General features: G+C 57.1%; 16 protein-coding genes. 8 read left to right on the forward strand and 8 right to left on the reverse strand.

The annotated features are described in order from the left end of the window. The first annotated feature begins 86 nt into the window (after positions 1-86). Together R6T97_RS07715 and R6T97_RS07720 are read left to right on the forward strand one after the other, a co-directional pair. Positions 87-2,309 carry a TRAP transporter permease gene (locus tag R6T97_RS07715; protein WP_410348707.1) on the forward strand — a complete coding sequence of 741 codons (2,223 nt, stop codon included), beginning with the start codon at positions 87-89 and terminating at the stop codon, positions 2,307-2,309. A 247-nt stretch (positions 2,310-2,556) separates the two neighbouring features. Then, a complete protein-coding gene (locus R6T97_RS07720) occupies positions 2,557-3,531 on the forward strand; it encodes a calcium/sodium antiporter (protein WP_410348708.1) in 975 nt (324 codons plus the stop codon). 88 nt (positions 3,532-3,619) lie between these two features. Here the strand turns inward: R6T97_RS07720 and phoB are convergent, their stop codons facing one another. The 4 genes from phoB to R6T97_RS07740 form a co-directional block, all read right to left on the reverse strand. Beyond that, a complete protein-coding gene (phoB, locus tag R6T97_RS07725) occupies positions 3,620-4,306 on the reverse strand; it encodes a phosphate regulon transcriptional regulator PhoB (RefSeq protein ID WP_410348709.1) in 687 nt (228 codons plus the stop codon). A 4-nt stretch (positions 4,307-4,310) separates the two neighbouring features. Then, entirely contained in the window at positions 4,311-5,018 is a 708-nt protein-coding gene (gene phoU, locus R6T97_RS07730; protein ID WP_410348722.1) for a phosphate signaling complex protein PhoU, read from the reverse strand. A gap of 12 nt (positions 5,019-5,030) precedes the next feature. Continuing rightward, positions 5,031-5,792 (reverse strand): phosphate ABC transporter ATP-binding protein PstB, encoded by a 762-nt coding sequence (gene pstB / locus R6T97_RS07735; protein ID WP_410348723.1) that lies wholly within the window; start codon positions 5,790-5,792, stop codon positions 5,031-5,033. Positions 5,793-6,117: 325 nt separating this feature from the next. After that, complete coding sequence (locus tag R6T97_RS07740) at positions 6,118-7,155, reverse strand: sensor histidine kinase (protein WP_410348710.1); 1,038 nt, start codon at positions 7,153-7,155, stop codon at positions 6,118-6,120. Positions 7,156-7,311: 156 nt separating this feature from the next. On the opposite strand from R6T97_RS07740, the gene R6T97_RS07745 reads away from it, so the two are divergent. After that, complete coding sequence (locus R6T97_RS07745) at positions 7,312-7,710, forward strand: hypothetical protein (protein ID WP_410348711.1); 399 nt, start codon at positions 7,312-7,314, stop codon at positions 7,708-7,710. Here R6T97_RS07745 and R6T97_RS07750 read toward each other — a convergent pair. The 3 genes from R6T97_RS07750 to R6T97_RS07760 are packed head-to-tail and all read right to left on the reverse strand — an operon-like array spanning position 7,707 to position 9,748. Then, the gene (locus tag R6T97_RS07750; protein ID WP_410348712.1) at positions 7,707-8,231 is read right to left on the reverse strand and encodes a gamma carbonic anhydrase family protein; all 525 of its coding nucleotides are present in this window, start codon (positions 8,229-8,231) and stop codon (positions 7,707-7,709) included. The genes R6T97_RS07745 and R6T97_RS07750 overlap by 4 nt on opposite strands. Further along, on the reverse strand, positions 8,228-8,866 hold the full coding sequence (gene gmk, locus R6T97_RS07755) for a guanylate kinase (protein WP_410348713.1): 639 nt from the start codon (positions 8,864-8,866) through the stop codon (positions 8,228-8,230). The genes R6T97_RS07750 and gmk overlap by 4 nt, the downstream gene beginning before the upstream one ends. 3 nt (positions 8,867-8,869) lie before the next feature. After that, entirely contained in the window at positions 8,870-9,748 is an 879-nt protein-coding gene (locus R6T97_RS07760; protein WP_410348714.1) for a YicC/YloC family endoribonuclease, read from the reverse strand. Between the two features lie 213 nt (positions 9,749-9,961). On the opposite strand from R6T97_RS07760, the gene R6T97_RS07765 reads away from it, so the two are divergent. Continuing rightward, positions 9,962-10,594, forward strand: coding sequence for a PAS domain-containing protein (locus R6T97_RS07765; protein ID WP_410348715.1), 633 nt, complete (start codon positions 9,962-9,964; stop codon positions 10,592-10,594). Here the strand turns inward: R6T97_RS07765 and R6T97_RS07770 are convergent, their stop codons facing one another. Further along, positions 10,595-11,965: a class II 3-deoxy-7-phosphoheptulonate synthase gene (locus tag R6T97_RS07770; RefSeq protein ID WP_410348716.1), complete on the reverse strand. Its 1,371-nt coding sequence runs from the start codon at positions 11,963-11,965 to the stop codon at positions 10,595-10,597. It abuts the gene before it with no gap. A 192-nt stretch (positions 11,966-12,157) separates the two neighbouring features. Between R6T97_RS07770 and R6T97_RS07775 the strand changes: the two genes are divergently transcribed. The 4 genes from R6T97_RS07775 to R6T97_RS07790 all read left to right on the forward strand — a co-directional run. Next, entirely contained in the window at positions 12,158-13,159 is a 1,002-nt protein-coding gene (locus R6T97_RS07775) for a GlxA family transcriptional regulator (protein WP_410348717.1), read from the forward strand. 9 nt (positions 13,160-13,168) lie between these two features. After that, positions 13,169-14,848, forward strand: a complete 1,680-nt coding sequence (locus tag R6T97_RS07780; RefSeq protein ID WP_410348718.1) for a DUF1963 domain-containing protein — start codon at positions 13,169-13,171, stop codon at positions 14,846-14,848. Between the two features lie 131 nt (positions 14,849-14,979). Beyond that, positions 14,980-16,176, forward strand: coding sequence for an ABC transporter substrate-binding protein (locus R6T97_RS07785; RefSeq protein WP_410348719.1), 1,197 nt, complete (start codon positions 14,980-14,982; stop codon positions 16,174-16,176). Between the two features lie 90 nt (positions 16,177-16,266). After that, positions 16,267-16,756: ABC transporter ATP-binding protein (locus tag R6T97_RS07790; RefSeq protein WP_410348720.1), on the forward strand; the 490-nt coding region annotated here is incomplete at its 3' end.

The following is a 16,756-nucleotide window of genomic DNA, read 5'->3' on the forward strand; positions in this document are numbered from 1 at the left end:
GGCCCCGGCATACTTGATTTTCCCGACAGGATTGATGCACGCTTGAAGTCCGTCAGGGCAATCTGGCCGCATGCGAGGACAATAGAATGAACACCGATACCCAAAAAGACGACCAGACCGAGGGCCCTGTCCTTGCCGATGGTGTCGATGAAGAACCGGTCGAACATAACCGCCGGATATTCACCGGACGGACATATTTTGTCGTCGCCGGCATCTCGGCGTTTTATGCAATCTTCCACATGGCGGCCCTCAACGGCTGGTCGGTCGAGGCATGGACCGGCATAGAGCTGCCCTTCCTGCCCGTCTTTCCTATGGAGACATGGAACTTTCGCATCGTGCACATCGCTGGTGCGCTGATCCTTGGCTTCACGCTTTATTCGGCCCGCGCCTTTCCCGACGAGGGCGCAGACGCACATGGCCCGCTGGAATATCTGGCCTACCTTGCCCTGCTGCCTGCCCTTTATGCGTGCTACACTGCACTTGGTTTCGCTGCGGAAATCCAAGCTGGGGTGATGTGGAACGGTCTTGATGAAGGGATCCGCACGGCAGAGATATATCATTACGGCTACCCGCTGATCGCTGCGACCATTGCCGGGACAGTTCTTGGCTGGATACGGCCGCGGATGCGCGGAACCATCGCACCTGCCGATCTGGTGCTCAGCGTCTGCGGTATTGCCGTTGCAATCTACCTGATCACCATTTTCGGTACGCTCATGCGGAACTCGACCGGCACACCCTTCGCCCCCATCGGGATGAGTATTGCCGCCGTTGCAGGCACCGCACTGATCATGGAGCTGACACGCCGTGTCGCGGGCATGGCTCTGATCGTCATTGCAGGTGTATTCCTGCTTTATGTCTTTATCGGCGACCTGCTTCCCGGCTTCCTGAATGCGCCTGATATCACATGGCAGCGTTTCTTCAGCCAAGTCTACACCGATGCGGGTATTCTCGGGCCGACAACCGCCGTGTCTTCGACCTATATCATCCTGTTCATCATCTTTGCGGCCTTCCTGCAGGCCTCTAAGGTCGGGGATTATTTCGTGAACTTCGCTTTTGCCGTTGCCGGTCGTGCCCGTGGCGGTCCCGCAAAAGTGGCGATTTTTGCATCCGGCCTGATGGGCATGATCAACGGCACCTCTGCGGGGAATGTGGTCGCGACAGGGTCTTTGACGATCCCGCTGATGAAAAAGGTCGGCTACAAGCCGACGACGGCTGGCGCGGTCGAGGCTGCGGCATCGACCGGCGGGCAGATCATGCCGCCGATCATGGGCGCCGGTGCGTTCATCATGGCCGAGATCACGGGCATCCCATACACCGATATCGCGATTGCCGCGATCATTCCGGCGGCGCTTTATTTCGTGTCGATCTACTTCATGGTCGATTTCGAAGCAGCAAAACTGGGTATGCGCGGGATGCGCGAAGATGAATTGCCCAAGCTGAAACAGATGGTCCGACGCGTGTTCCTGTTCCTGCCGATCGTCATTCTGATCGGGGCGCTCTTCATGGGCTATTCCGTGATCCGCGCGGGCACATTGGCCACCGCCTCTGCCGCTGTGGTCAGCTGGTTCACGCCTTACAGGATGGGGCTCCGTTCCGTCACCAAGGCGTTCGAGCTGGCGGGCGTCATGTCGATCCAGATCATCGCGGTCTGTGCCTGTGCGGGTATCATCGTCGGTGTCATCTCGCTGACCGGTGTCGGCGCCCGGTTCTCTTCGGTGCTGCTGAACATCGCCGAAGCTAACCAGTTGCTCGCCCTTTTCTTTGCCATGTGCATTGCGATCCTGCTGGGCATGGGGATGCCGACAACGGCGGCCTATGCGGTTGCCGCGTCGGTCGTTGCCCCCGGTCTTGTGCAGTTGGGAATCCCGATGCTGACGGCGCACTTCTTTGTGTTCTATTTCGCTGTTGTCTCGGCCATCACGCCACCTGTGGCCTTGGCCAGTTATGCAGCAGCAGGGATATCGGGGGCAAACCCCATGGCGACCTCGATGGCATCATTCAAGATCGGTATCTCTGCCTTCATCGTGCCTTTCATGTTCTTCTATAACGGTGCGATCCTGATGGACGGCGCATGGTTCGAAGTGACCCGCGCCGCCATCACCGCCATATTCGGCGTGTTCCTGCTGTCATCGGGCGTTCAGGGCTGGTGGGTCGGAGACCGCGCGGCTTGGCCTATCCGGATCGGGCTTCTGTTTGCCGCCCTTTGCATGATCGCCGGGGGATTGATTACCGATCTGATCGGCATCGGCTCAGCCGCCGCTCTTTATTTCCTCGCGCAAATGACAAGGTCCAAAGTGGCGGCGCAGTAGCCCCACCAAAGCGAAAACACTGCTGGGAGCGGCGCGAAAGCACCGCTCCCTTTTGCTTTTTAGAACAACGGCATATTTGCATCTTTAAAGCTGCCTGTTGCGCCTTATGTAGAGGGGACAGGGAATAGCGGGGAAAAGAAATTGCCAGTTCAGACGGTAGCGACAATTGCTATTACACTCCCTTTCCAAATGCTTTATCTGGCCGGTCAAACTGCGGCGCAAAAGACGATAATTCAGGACATAAACGTTGGTTGAACTTACCACCTACGAGCTTTTTGTTCTGGCCGCAGGCGCGATGGCGTTCGGCCTTTATCTGTTGATCAAGGGTGGGGACTGGACCATCGATGCTGCCGTTTTCGTCGCCGAACGCACCGGCCTGTCGCCGCTTTTCATCGGGGCGACCATCGTGTCTTTCGGCACATCGGTGCCAGAACTGTTTACTTCCGTGAACGCCAACTTGCAGGGCTATCCGGGAATTGCGCTGGGCAATGTTCTGGGCTCCAACGTCGCCAATATCCTGCTGGTGCTGGGTGCCACGGCCTTTGTTTTCAAAGTCACGGCAGACCCAAAGCATTTGGCGAAAGATCTGGGTATGATGCTGCTGGCAACGGCGATCATGGCGTATGGTATGCTCACGGACAGCTTCAGTCTGGTCTTTGGCCTGATGATGTTCGCCATTCTGGTCGCTTTCGTTGTCTATCAGTACAAGACCGACAGCATCGTCATCGAAGAAGATGACGAAGAAGAAGCCAGTGTTGGCATCACGACGATACAAGGCGCTGTCGTGATCCTGTTGGGTGGTCTGGCGGCGCTGGCTGTCGGGTCCGAATTGCTGGTCAAGGGGGCCGTACAGACAGGAACCGCGATTGGTGTCCCCGAAGCCGTGATCGGCATGACGGTCGTGGCCTTCGGCACCTCCCTGCCAGAGCTTTCAACCTGTATAGCTGCAGCGCGCAAACAATCCGTCGGGCTGATCCTTGGCAACATCATCGGGTCCAACACATTCAATATCCTCTCGATCATAGCGCTCACTGCAATGATCAAGCCGCTCGATGTCGATCCTGTCCTGCTGGGTATGGAACTTTGGGTGACGGTCGGGGTGGCCATCGGATTTGCCGTCTGGATGATGGCGGTGGGCAGGCTCACGCGGCCAATCGGGATCGCTATGATGGTTGCCTACGTCGTCTTTATCATTGCCCAGTATCTTCAGCCAAATTTGTGATCGTCGTGCATGATCTTGCGACCGTTTCAATCCGGTATGGGTTTGCAAAGGTCGATGGGGCTTTGGCCCACAACGGACTGCGGGGACGCTAACCCAACGCGTACCCTGCCCCGCGCACGGTGCGGACAGGATCACTGCCTCCGTGTTCTGTCAGGATTTTGCGCAAACGGCCCACATGCACATCAACGGTCCGTGTATCGACATAGATATCCCGCCCCCAGACGCGATCAAGCAGCATATCGCGTGACCAGACGCGACCCGGTTTTTCCATGAATGTGGACAAAAGCCGAAACTCTGTCGGGCCGAGTTTCAACGGGGTTTCATCACGCATCACCCGATGGGTTTCCGCGTCGAGTACGATATCATCATAGGTCAAGACCTGACCCACGGTCGCTGGACGCACCCGTCGCAACTGCGTGCGCACCCGTGCCATCAGTTCCGATACCGAATAGGGTTTCACCACATAATCGTCTGCACCGGTTTCGAGGCCGCGGACCTTGTCCACCTCCTCGGACCGCGCCGAAAGCATGATGATCGGGATACTCCGTGTGTCCGGCTTGTTCTTCAGGCGCCTGCACACCTCGATCCCCGACAGATTGGGCATCATCCAGTCAAGCACGATCACATCCGGCGCATCCTCATCAACACAAAGCAACGCCTCTTCGCCGTTTTCGGCGCGGGTCACGCGGAACCCTTCGGCCTCCAGATTATAGGCCAGCACTTCCCGCTGGGCGGCCTCATCCTCAACAATAAGGACATGCGGTTCTTGTACCATTCGCTTAACCCGGATCAGTCACATAAGCTGTCCTGTCACCCTTTGGCCGGGCCTCTTCGGGTATTTCACCGGTCACCAGATAGATCACCTGTTCGGCCATATTGGTGGTCAGATCACCCATACGTTCAATGTTCTTGGCCATGAAATGCAGATGCATGCAGGCGGTTATATTGCGCGGATCTTCCATCATGAAGGTCAGGAATTCGCGGAACAGGGCATTATACATCTGGTCCACCTCCTGATCGCGCTGGCGCACGTCCTCGGCAAGATCGGCATCGCCACGCAGATAGGAATCAAGCGTGTCCTTCAACATCTGCTCGACCTCGCGTGCCATGCGGCGCAGGGCAACATCGGACCCGCTGACAGAGTTCATCTCAACCAGAACGCTGGTGCGCTTGGCGATATTTTTCGCATAGTCACCAATTCGCTCAAGCGACGCAGCCAAACGCAACACCGTAAGAACAGATCGTAAGTCCTTGGAAACAGGAGCACGAAGCGCAATCGTGCGTGCGGCTTCCTCGTTGATCTGGATTTCGAGGGCGTCGATCACCTTGTCACCCGCGCGCACCTCTTCTGCCAGTTCGACATCGCGGTCGGCAAGCGATTTCACGGCCTTCAGGATCGCCTCTTCCACAAGGCCGCCCATCTTCATGATCAGGGTCGTAATGCCTTCCAGATCACGATCGTAGGCTGACGAAATATGTTCGTTCATCATGACAGCTCCTTAGCCGATCCGGCCGGAAATATAACTTTCCGTGCGCGGGTCCTGCGGGTTGGTGAAAATCTTGTCGGTGTCGTCGTATTCCACAAGGCTACCCAGGTGGAAAAATGCTGTTTTCTGGCTGACACGTGCCGCCTGCTGCATGGAGTGCGTGACGATGACGACCGAAAAACTCCGGCGCAATTCGTCGATCAGTTCCTCGACCTGTGCCGTGGCAATCGGATCAAGCGCAGAACAGGGCTCGTCCATCAAAAGCACCTCGGGTGCTGTCGCAATCGCGCGCGCAATGCACAAACGCTGCTGCTGTCCACCAGACAAGCCGGTACCGGGGGAATCCAACCGGTCCTTCACCTCGCCCCAAAGTGCGGCTTTGCGCAACGATTTTTCGACGATATCGTCCAGCTCGGCCTTGTTGCGGGCGAACCCATGAATTTTGGGGCCGTAAGCCACGTTGTCGTAGATCGATTTCGGGAAGGGATTGGGCTTTTGAAATACCATGCCCACCTTGGCGCGCAACTGCACCGGATCGACCTTGGGATCGTAGATGTCCTCGCCGTCGATCAGGATATCGCCAACGACCCGCGCTGAATAAATTGTGTCGTTCATCCGGTTGATACAACGCAGGAAAGTGGACTTGCCGCAGCCGGATGGACCGATAAAGGCCGTGACAGTCTTGTCAGCAATCTCGACGCTGACATCCTTGATGGCATGGGTATCGCCATAATAGACTTGGACGCCACGGGCACTGATTTTGGAATCCTGCATCGTGCTCATCTTTTGGTCTATAGGGATCATATCTTCCATATCTGGGTTCCTAACATGGGCGCTCGCATTTGCGCCGCAGGATGTTTATTCATGTTTAGCAGGAAAATCATCGTGAAGATAATCCCTCTCCGTGCTTTTTCAAAGAAGGCTGCGTCAGACCGCGTGCCAGTAGCCGCGACAGCAGCACCATTGGTTTAACCAACCGGGGCGCGGAAATCAAAGGTGTCACGCGCGAGGGGTATGGTGACCGAAAATGGCGATACCAGCGCTTGTTGCAACCCTGTGCAACAATCCGACGACATATCATGACAATCATGCAAATATCCTATGACACGGCGCTGACGGGCAGAAAAACCGAAACCTTCGTCCCCTCACCTTCCGCACTTTCAATCAGCAGCCGCCCGCGGTGCCTGTTGATGATATGCTTGACAATCGCAAGCCCCAGCCCCGTTCCGCCCACTTCGCGCGATCTATGGTTGTCCACACGGTAGAATCGCTCGGTCAGTCGGGCGATGTGGTGTTCGGGGATGCCGTCGCCCCTGTCCGCAACGCTGACCTGAACGGCTTCCCGCCGTAATCGCTGGTGCATCTCGCGCGGCATCAGGCTGACCGACACTTCACCGCCGGAGGCGCCGTATTTGATGGCGTTCTCAACAAGGTTTGTGAAAACCTGCACCAACTGGCCCGCATCCCCGGGCACAATTTCATCACTTGTCATCAAATCGAGCGTCACAGTCACGCCCGCCGCGCTGGCCTGCGGCTCCAACCCCTTGATCACAGAGGACAGCAAGGCCGCCAGATCGACGTGCTCGCGCGGGCGCACACGCTCATCTTCTTCGACCCTGCTGAGTGACATCAGATCATCGACCAGCCGCGTCATCCGGTTCGCCTCATGCGCCATGATGCCGAGGAAACGATCACGTGCAGCAGGATCATCGCGCGCGGCACCGGTCAGTGTCTCGATGAAACCCAGCAACGCGGTCAGAGGCGTGCGCAGTTCATGGCTGACGTTCGCCACAAAATCCCGCCGCATCTGTCCGGCTTCTTCTGCTGCAGTCTGGTCTTCGAAGGTCAAAAGAATATCGCCATCAGCGGCAGCGACACTTACCTTGTAGACCGTGTCCTTGGGTCCGGACCGTCCGTTATAACGCACGACCTGCGCCGCGCCGGAGCGCTGTGTTTCTCCGATCGCTGCGATCACTGCGGGCTGGCGCAGGGCCGTGATATAGTGTTTGCCCACCAAATCCGTCCCGAGGATCGCATCGACACAAGGATTTGCCGCGCGCACGCGTTCATCACGACCGATCAGCAAGACGGCCATCGGAAGTGCATGTATTACGGAAACAATTTGTTCAACGCTCATACCGTTTTCTTATGCCTTTTCAATCCATTCAGAAACCTCGGGGCGCGGGTCTCCTGAGGAAAACCACCCCCATAAGGCAACCCAAGGTTGCCTTATGGATTCCTTGCCCCATAATCATTCACAACCTGCGTTAACCACGAAGAGACGGCAATACCAATGAATGAGTTTGCGCGAAGGCACGACGCGCATCAGTGTGCAGACGAAGAATACAAATCCACGCGGGCTATCCTTGTCATTGGCGATCTTGCACGCTGGCAGGCACAGGGACGTCCGACCACTGCGTTTGACAGGTGCAGCTTTACGGAATTTGGTGATTTCGATGACGATATGTTGCACCGGATTCAACCCGAATTTATCTTCTCACCTCTGATTGGTGCTGATTTCGACGCGATCGAGGTGGCCGAAAGGCTTCAGGAACTTAGGTTTGCCGGGCGTTACAGAGTGATCACAGAAGACATGCCAAACACAAATATGGTGCGCGCAGAAGTGCATGCACATGCCCCGGATATCGATTTTGACCTGTTGATCGTGCCACCCATCACCAACGACGTCTAGGACAGCGCCCGTAGATCACGCGCGAACCGCGCCGCGTTGTCCTGATAGTGCAGTGCGGACAAGCGCAAGCTCTCTATGGCCTCCTCATCAAGCTCTCTGACGACTTTGCCCGGGACACCCATCACCAATGACCCATCGGGGATGACCTTGCCTTCGGTGATCAACGCCCCCGCCCCTATCAGACTGTTCTTTCCGATAACGGCCCCGTTCAGCACGGTGGCGCCCATCCCGATCAAGGAATTCTCACCAATCTGACACCCGTGCAGCATCGCCTTATGTCCGATGGTGCAGCCCGCGCCGATTGTCAGCGGAAACCCCATATCGGTATGCATTACGCAGTTTTCCTGCACGTTGCTGCCTGCGCCGATCATGATGCGTTCATTATCACCGCGCAGCGTACAGCCGAACCAGACAGAGGCTTTGGCCTGAAGAACAATATCCCCGATGATATGGCTGCCGGGCGCGACCCATGCGGTTTCGTCAACCTGCGGGGCAAGATCACCAAGTGCGTAAAGGCTCATGTCCGTTCTCCAAATTGCGATTGTAGTTTCCTGACGTGATCAACAAGGTCCGGTTGCTGCGACCTGCGCAAACGCTCGGCGCTGATGATCGTCTTGAGCTGCTGTTCCGTGGCATCCAGATCGTCATTGACCAGCACGTAGTCGTAGCCGTCCCAGTGGCTAATTTCATCCCAGCTTTTCTGCATCCGGCCTTCAATAACCTCCGGCGAATCCTGCCCGCGACTGATCAAGCGGCGGTGCAATTCAGTGATGGAGGGAGGCAGGATGAAGATCGACAAGACATGTTCCTGCAAGGACGAATTGCTGATTTGCTGTGCGCCCTGCCAGTCGATGTCAAACAGGACATCGCGGCCACTTTCGATGGCGGTCTGCACAGGCGCTTTGGGGGATCCGTAATAGTTTCCAAACACCCGCGCATGTTCCAGCATACCGCCCTGTGCGACCTGATCCTGAAATTCAGGGACGGATACGAAATAGTAATCCACGCCATTTACCTCGCCCTCACGCGGGGCGCGTGTCGTGGCAGAGACCGAAAATTGCAGCGTGTCGTCCCAAGCACGCAAACGGCTCGCCAATGTGGATTTTCCCGCCCCGGAAGGTGATGACAGGATGATCAATAGACCGCGTCGGGACATCGGTTACTCCATATTCTGAATTTGTTCGCGCATCTGGTCGATGACCGCCTTGAGGTCAAGCCCGATGGCCGTCAGCGCGGAGGCTTGGGCCTTGGCGCAAAGCGTATTCGCCTCACGGTTAAATTCCTGCGCCAGAAAATCGAGCTTGCGGCCCGCAGGCTTGCTTGCTGCCAACAGGTCACGCGCAGCAGCGACATGGGCTTTGAGGCGGTCGATCTCTTCGGTCACGTCAGACTTCACGGCAAGCACCGCAAGTTCTTGCGCGACCCGCGTTTCTTCGATGTCACCGACAGCTTCCATCACCCTGCGCAAAGCAGCCGTCAGGTTTTCCTTTACTTGCGGCGCACGCGCTTGGGCGGCGATTGCCGCGGCTTTGGTCAATGCTGCAATCTGGTCCAACTGATCTGTAACGACGGCTTGAAGTGCGGCCCCCTCGACTGCCCGCATCGCGACGAAATCGGCCACCAAAGGTCCGATATCTGCAATCAAAGCGGCGGCAAGGGCTGCGGTATCTTCTTCGGCGTTTGCCGCGATCAAGACACCGCGCTGGGTCAAGACATCGGCCGCCGTGGGCTGGCCCAAGGTCACTCCCATCGCGAATGCGCGTTCCTGCACCTGATCAAGCGCCTTGAGCACTTGATCCAGATGAGGTTCATCCACCGCCAGCGCGCCACCCGTTTCTTCGCGGTTCAGGCGCAAGTTCACTGTAACGTTGCCCCGTTCCAATGCTGTCGTCAGCGCAGATCGCAGTGCAGGCTCCAACCCGTCAATGCCATCGGGCAACCGCAATCGCAGATCAAGCCCACGTGCGTTGACGCCCCGCATCTCCCAACTCCAGGATATCGGACCAGATGTACCTGTCCGGCTTGCGAAGGCTGTCATGGAATGTGTCATATAGAGTGCTGCCTGTCTGTAATTGCCTGTGCACCTAAAGCCAATCTGCAAGAGGGAGCAAGGGGGCGGCAGCCTGCCGACCCGTTAACCATTTAACACTTTCTTAAATGGTTAACGCGACAGAGTTTGCTAGGAGGCAATCATAACAGTGAAATAGTATGCCTCATGTCGAGGCTGGGTAACGATGGAATGAGTACGCACATGGACAAGCAATCAAAGGAACGACGCAACGCGCAAATGCCAGGACTTCAAGATCCGGTCCTGCAAAATCTTGAACACTACTGGCACACCCTGCGCCATACGCAACAATTGCCTGCCCGCACCGACATCGCGCCCAGCAAGATCGACCATGCCCTGCCCCACGCCTTTATCCTGCAACGGGTTGCACCGGGCACAGCCCGCTTTCGGGTTGCGGGGCAGCGGTTGCATGATCTTCTGAAAATGGACGCGCGCGGGATGCCGTTGAGTACATTGTTCATGCCGGATGCCCGCGAACAACTGCAATCGCTTTTGGAGACCGCATTCACGACGCCCGCCATCGTCGGTATTCCTCTTATGTCACCCTGCAGTCTGCTTCGGCCGACATTGAAGGCGACGATGCTGCTTTTGCCGCTGCGTGACAAGGACGACAGGACGACCCGTATTCTGGGCGCTTTGGTCACCGATCAAGACCCCGGAACACGGCCGCGACGCTTTTCGATCCCGCCAGACGCACGGATCAGGCATGAACCGGTCGGGGTGCAACTGGATCACAAAACGCTGATTCACCGCGCGCCAGAAAAAAAGCCGGACGTACTGCGCCCGGCCCTCAGAATTGTCATCAATAACGGCTGATCAACCGGCTTTGGCCTGCCCGATCGTGTTACGACGTGCAGAAAGTTCTTCGGCCACAAGAAACGCCAGTTCCAGCGACTGCGATGCGTTCAGACGCGGATCGCAAGCCGTGTGGTAGCGGCTGGACAGGTCCTCGTCGGTGACCGCACGGACACCACCGGTACATTCGGTGACATCCTTTCCCGTCATCTCGAAATGCACGCCACCCGGCACGGTGCCTTCGGCGTTGTGGATCGCGAAGAATTCCTTCACTTCGCGCAGCACGCTTTCGAACGGACGTGTCTTATAGCCTGAAGACGATTTGATCGTGTTGCCGTGCATCGCGTCACAGGTCCAGACCACATTGGCCCCTTCCTCTTCTACGGCTTTGATCAGACGCGGCAGATGCTCGCCCACGGCCCCCGCACCAAAGCGGGCGATCAATGTCAGGCGCCCTGCTTCGTTATTGGGGTTCAGTGACGCCATCAACGCCTTGAGGTGGCCTGTCGTCATGCTTGGGCCGCACTTGAGACCAATGGGGTTCTGCACACCTTTGCAGAATTCCACATGCGCGCCATCGGGCTGGCGCGTGCGGTCACCGATCCAGATCATGTGACCGGAGCCAGCCAGCCACTTGCCGGAGGTCGAATCCAGACGGCAAAGCGCCTCTTCGTATTCCAGCAGCAAGGCTTCGTGGCTGGTATAGAAATCCACGGTCTGCAACTCGTGGTTCCGGTCCGTGCTCAGCCCGGCTGCTTCCATGAAGTCGAGCGTGTCACTGATGCGCGAAGCCATGTCGCTGTATTTCGCGACCTCGTTGCTGTCGGTAAAGCCGAGGGTCCATTTGTGAACCTCATGCACATTCGCGAAACCACCCGTCGAGAAGGCGCGCAACAGGTTCAGCGTCGCGGCAGCTTGCAGATAGGCCTGCAGCATCCGCTCGGGATCAGGGTTGCGGCTTTCGGCGGTAAAATCAAAACCGTTGATGATATCCCCGCGGTAGCTGGGCAGCTCCACGCCATTCACTGTTTCAGTCGGGGCCGAACGCGGCTTGGCCATCTGGCCTGCCATACGACCCACCTTCACCACGGGCACTTTTGCGCCATAGGTCAGGACCATCGCCATTTGCAGCATCACCTTGAATGTATCGCGGATGCTGTCGGCTGAAAACTCGGCAAAGCTTTCGGCGCAATCGCCACCCTGCAGCAGGAAGGCCTCGCCACGGCTGACGGCGGCAAGCTCGTTTTTGAGGTTGCGTGCTTCGCCTGCAAAGACCAACGGTGGATAGCTCGCAAGACGACCTTCAACAGCGCTCAGCGCGGCTGCATCGGTATACTCAGGCATCTGGACCCGGGGCTTTTTGCGCCAGTCAGATTTTTGCCAGTCAGTCATTGTCTTGCTCCATATAAGAGGTCAGTTAGCGATATCAGGCCCAGCGTATAACGCGGAGCGTCCGGCGCGCCAATGGGAAAATCACGAAGTTTTACTGCAGGAAACCTGCCTGTAGGGGTCATATTGCCTCTTGTGGGCAGCTTTCAAACCTGTTGAGGTCGTTTTCGTAATACCCGACCACGGAAACCGGCGATGTCAGACGAACCCCAGATTGTTGAAGTTGATCATGCAGGCAAACCCCGCAGGTTCGTTTTTGTCCTCATGGAAAACTTCACCATGCTTTGCTTTGCCGCAGCGATCGAAAGCCTGCGCATTGCCAACCGAACTGCCGGAAAAGACCTTTATTCATGGTTGATCGTAAGTGAGACCGGCGATGAAGCTGCCTGTTCGAACGGCTGCATCTTTCGGGTTGACGGTGGCCTTGATGAGTTGGACCGCGAAGATACCGTTATGCTGTGTGGCGGGATCGATGTTCAGAAGGCCACAACGAAACGGCTTTTGAATTGGATACGCCGGGAATCGCGCCGAGGCGTGACGATAGCCGGACTTTGTACGGCAGGTTATACCATGGCCAAAGCCGGCCTGCTGGATGGCAAGAAAGCGACGATCCACTGGGAAAACCAGGACAGTTTTGCCGAGGAATTCGAAGAGGTCAATTTGACCAAATCGGTCTTTGTGGTCGATGGCAAAAGGATTACCACTGCAGGTGGCACGGCCTCGATAGACCTTATGATCAAGCTGATCGCCGACCAGCATGGCGAAGATCTGGCCAATGCGGTCGCCGACCTGTTGATCTATTCGGCCATTCGGACCGATCAGGACACGCAGCGCCTGTCGATTCCGACCCGGATCGGTGTACGCCACCCCAAGCTGAGCCGCGTGATCCAGATGATGGAGCAAAACATCGAAGACCCGATCAGCCCTGCGATCCTCGCCAAGGATGTGGGCATGTCGACCCGCCAGCTTGAGCGGCTTTTCCGGCGGTATCTGTCGCGCAGCCCCAAGCGCTATTATATGGAACTGCGCCTGCAAAAGGCCCGCAACCTGCTGATGCAAACCGATATGACCGTCATCAACGTGGCGCTGGCGTGTGGCTTTGCTTCACCTTCTCATTTTTCAAAATGCTACCGGTCGCATTATGACACGACGCCTTACCGCGAACGCGGCAGTCACGCTGCCCGACTGTCGGTCTGACAGGCCGCGATGGTCACAGATTTCTTCAAGAAACTTGTTCTCCTTCTGGCCGTTCCGACAATTGGTCTGGCCCTCTACGCCGAATTCACCGGCGACACCGAATTGCGACTGACCGCCCTGAGCATTCTTTCTGTTCTTGTGGCAGCAGCTTACGCGCTGGGTATGTTCAGGCGCAAACCTGCGTCCGCGCCACCAGCGCAAAAGCCCGTGACACCCCTCGCCGTTGCCCCGCTTGAAAGGGCTCCACAGCCCGCACCCGCGCCTTTGCAGCGACAGCTTTCACCCGACGAAGACCCCGAACAGATCAAGGATGACGAACTCTATATCGTTTTCTCGCGCCTTGCCGGCTTCAAGACCGGGGACGCCTTTCGCGCCAATGTCGACAGGATTATCGCCACCAACCGTCTGGCGGCATTGTCACCCGACGAGATCGACCGGCTGGCAAAGGAAATCGACCGGCGTGATCTGCGCGGCAAGACCTTTGTGCGGACCCCCGGTGTGGCCCTCGTGCGCCTGCAACGGTTCGATCTGGACGTGGAATTCGGTGGCACAAGTTGGCTGGGTGGGTTGCCCACACTGGGTGATACGCCATGGCCCAGAGACACGGACGGGCGCGCGATGCATCATCTTGCCCAGATCGATCTTGGCACGGTCCCTGACCCGCTTTTGCCCAAGGGCATGCCCACATCCGGCGCGATGGCGTTCTTCATGACCACGTCCGCCGACGGACCGCATCGCGGGAAAGTCATCTATCTGCCCCGGATCGCGAACACAGCGACGGACCCTCCCGAAGATATCGCACCGATCTATGACGGCCCGGACTGGGGCTATTACGTCAAAGGCTACGCCCGCGAAAACGCGCCCGACACCTTTCCGCGCTGGCCTGTCGAGTTCGTTCTCTTGCCAATGGCCAGACAAAACAAGGACGACGACGCACGCGAATTGATGGCAGACCTTTTGCCCCGTCAGGCGTCCGGCAATCTCTCTCCCATGAATTACCGCAAGACCCTGCCCGATTTTGCACGGCCTTATTTCTGGGATTCGGCGCACCGTTTCACGATGTCCATCCGTCTGGCACGGGACGATGTGGAAGATACCATCAACAAGGTAAGGAAACGCGTAAAGGATTACGGCGGCAGCTATCAAGCGGCGCTTGATACGCTTTTGAACGACCAAGATGCATTCTCTCAATTCGTGGACGAGGTCAGCATCTGGGCGGTATCACATGAACCGTGGGACCAGATGACACTGGACGATGTCGCGACATTCGAACGCTACTTTGCGCAAATCCGCGATACGGGCGGCCAGACTGCGCCCTTCAAGCCGTTCTATCAATTCACGCAAGGCGAGCTTTTGAGTATCGAAGAAGCCACGACAGCAACCTTGGTAGCCGCCGCCAACGAAAGCCCCGAGGTCTATGCCAAACTGCCTTTCGACGTCCGCGACGACATTGACAGCAGATACCGCATTGCCTCCAAAGGGCGCTGGCATCAGATGTTTGGTCGGGGAACCGAAATTCAAACCGCCGTGTCAGATCACACACACCATCATCTTCTGTTGCAGTTGCACTCTGACCAACTGGTTAACTGGATGTGGAAAGACAAGGGCGTGGTGCAATACTGGATCACCGAGGACGACATGCTGGCCCAGAACTGGGACGCCGTCGAAGTCACCGTTGAAGGTCACTGACGGCCATTGCAGTCTAATTGCCTGACAAGTCCACCCCGAAAGGGACAAAGACCTCGCGTTCCGTCTTTCCTTTTGGAAACGTCCTGTTAAATTGGCGCGCAGGATAAAAATATCCAACTTGGGAGAAAAATATGAAAAACCTACTTTTGGCGACATCTGCGGTCGCAATGATGGCTGGTGGCGCTTTTGCGGCAGGACACGCCGAAGAAGTGAAAATCGGCGTTGTGCTTGGTTTCACCGGCCCGCTTGAATCCATCACACCCGCCATGGGTGACGGCGCTGAGCTTGCCATGCAGGAAGTGACCGACAGCGGCGCGCTGCTGGGCGGTGCGACCGTCACATCCGTGCGCGGTGACAGCACATGTATCGACGCAGGTGCCGCGACAGCCGCAGCCGAACGTCTGGTCACATCCGACAACGTCGATGCCATCATGGGCGCTGACTGTTCCGGCGTCACCGGTGCGATCCTGCAGAACGTCGCCCGTCCGAACGGCGTTGTGATGATTTCGCCATCGGCCACATCTCCCGGCCTGTCGAGCGCTGAAGACGACGGGCTGTTTTTCCGCACAGCGCCATCTGACGCGCGGCAGGGTGTGATCATCACCGAAATTCTGCAGGACCGCGGTATCAGCGAAGTTGCGCTGACCTATACAAACAACGATTACGGCAAAGGTCTAGCTGACGCATTCCAGGCATCTTTCGAAGCGGCTGGCGGCACGGTCACGATCTCTGCGGCACATGAAGACGGCAAGGCGGACTATTCCGCTGAAGTCGGCGCGTTGGCATCTGCCGGTGGTGAATTGCTGGTTGTTGCAGGCTACGTTGACCAAGGTGGGTCCGGCATCATCCGTTCATCGCTCGACACAGGTGCATTCGACACATTCTACCTGCCTGACGGCATGGTTGGTGCGGTTCTGAATGACACTTTCGGGTCCGAACTGAACGGCACTTTCGGCGCATATCCCGGCACCGACAATGCCGGTGCAGGCATCTTTGTCGAACTGGCCGCTGCTGCCGGTTTTGACGGCACGGGTGCATTCGCACCCGAATCCTATGACGCTGCCGCGTTGATCATGCTTGCAATGCAGGCGGCCGGGTCAAAAGACTCTGCCGACTTCAAGGACCATATCTTTGATGTGGCCAACGCACCAGGTGTCGAAATTCTGCCCGGTGAACTGGCCAAAGGTCTGGAGCTGATCGCTGCAGGCGAGGATGTCGACTATGTCGGTGCATCTGCGGTTGAACTGATCGGACCCGGCGAATCTGCCGGTAGCTATCAGGAAATCGAATTCACCGACGGCGTATACGCGACAATCAACTACCGTTAATCGGATTGGTTGAGCATAGAACGGCGCGGGTTTACCCGCGCCGTTTTGCAAAACAAGACACGTCCAAAGTCGTGCGCAAGGGGATGCTGAATGATCGTCGTTGAAGATGTGGTCAAGACCTTTGGTGGCTTTCGCGCCGTAGACGGGGCGACGATGACCATTGAGGAAGGCACAATCACCGGATTGATCGGCCCCAATGGCGCCGGAAAAACGACTCTTTTCAATGTGATCGCGGGCGTTCTTAAGCCAACGTCAGGGCGCGTCACAATGAAGGGCGTAGATATCACCGGCCTGCCCCCACACGAACTGTTCCACAAGGGTCTGTTGCGTACTTTCCAGATCGCACATGAATTTTCCTCGATGACAGTACGCGAAAATCTGATGATGGTCCCCGGCGGGCAATCAGGTGAGGTGCTGTGGAACACATGGTTTGGCCGCAAGCGTATCGCCGATGAAGAACGGGCGCTGCTGGCCAAGGCCGACGAAGTGATCGAATTCCTGACAATCGACCATCTGAAAGAAGAAAAAGCAGGCAACCTGTCCGGCGGGCAGAAAAAGCTGCTGGAACTGGGGCGCACAA

Source organism: Yoonia sp. (assembly GCF_046498525.1).
GTDB lineage: Bacteria > Pseudomonadota > Alphaproteobacteria > Rhodobacterales > Rhodobacteraceae > Yoonia.

Excerpts from the sequence above, each read along its gene's own strand:
- R6T97_RS07780 (WP_410348718.1), top strand. The coding sequence starts at position 13,169 with ATGGTCACAGATTTCTTCAAGAAACTTGTTCTCCTTCTGGCCGTTCCG.
- R6T97_RS07760 (WP_410348714.1), bottom strand. The coding sequence starts at position 9,748 with ATGACAGCCTTCGCAAGCCGGACAGGTACATCTGGTCCGATATCCTGG.
- pstB (WP_410348723.1), bottom strand. The coding sequence starts at position 5,792 with ATGCAGGATTCCAAAATCAGTGCCCGTGGCGTCCAAGTCTATTATGGC.
- R6T97_RS07715 (WP_410348707.1), top strand. The coding sequence starts at position 87 with ATGAACACCGATACCCAAAAAGACGACCAGACCGAGGGCCCTGTCCTT.
- R6T97_RS07740 (WP_410348710.1), bottom strand. The coding sequence starts at position 7,155 with ATGAGCGTTGAACAAATTGTTTCCGTAATACATGCACTTCCGATGGCC.
- gmk (WP_410348713.1), bottom strand. The coding sequence starts at position 8,866 with ATGTCCCGACGCGGTCTATTGATCATCCTGTCATCACCTTCCGGGGCG.
- R6T97_RS07750 (WP_410348712.1), bottom strand. The coding sequence starts at position 8,231 with ATGAGCCTTTACGCACTTGGTGATCTTGCCCCGCAGGTTGACGAAACC.
- R6T97_RS07785 (WP_410348719.1), top strand. The coding sequence starts at position 14,980 with ATGAAAAACCTACTTTTGGCGACATCTGCGGTCGCAATGATGGCTGGT.
- phoU (WP_410348722.1), bottom strand. The coding sequence starts at position 5,018 with ATGAACGAACATATTTCGTCAGCCTACGATCGTGATCTGGAAGGCATT.
- R6T97_RS07770 (WP_410348716.1), bottom strand. The coding sequence starts at position 11,965 with ATGACTGACTGGCAAAAATCTGACTGGCGCAAAAAGCCCCGGGTCCAG.
- R6T97_RS07745 (WP_410348711.1), top strand. The coding sequence starts at position 7,312 with ATGAATGAGTTTGCGCGAAGGCACGACGCGCATCAGTGTGCAGACGAA.
- R6T97_RS07765 (WP_410348715.1), top strand. The coding sequence starts at position 9,962 with ATGGACAAGCAATCAAAGGAACGACGCAACGCGCAAATGCCAGGACTT.
- R6T97_RS07775 (WP_410348717.1), top strand. The coding sequence starts at position 12,158 with ATGTCAGACGAACCCCAGATTGTTGAAGTTGATCATGCAGGCAAACCC.
- phoB (WP_410348709.1), bottom strand. The coding sequence starts at position 4,306 with ATGGTACAAGAACCGCATGTCCTTATTGTTGAGGATGAGGCCGCCCAG.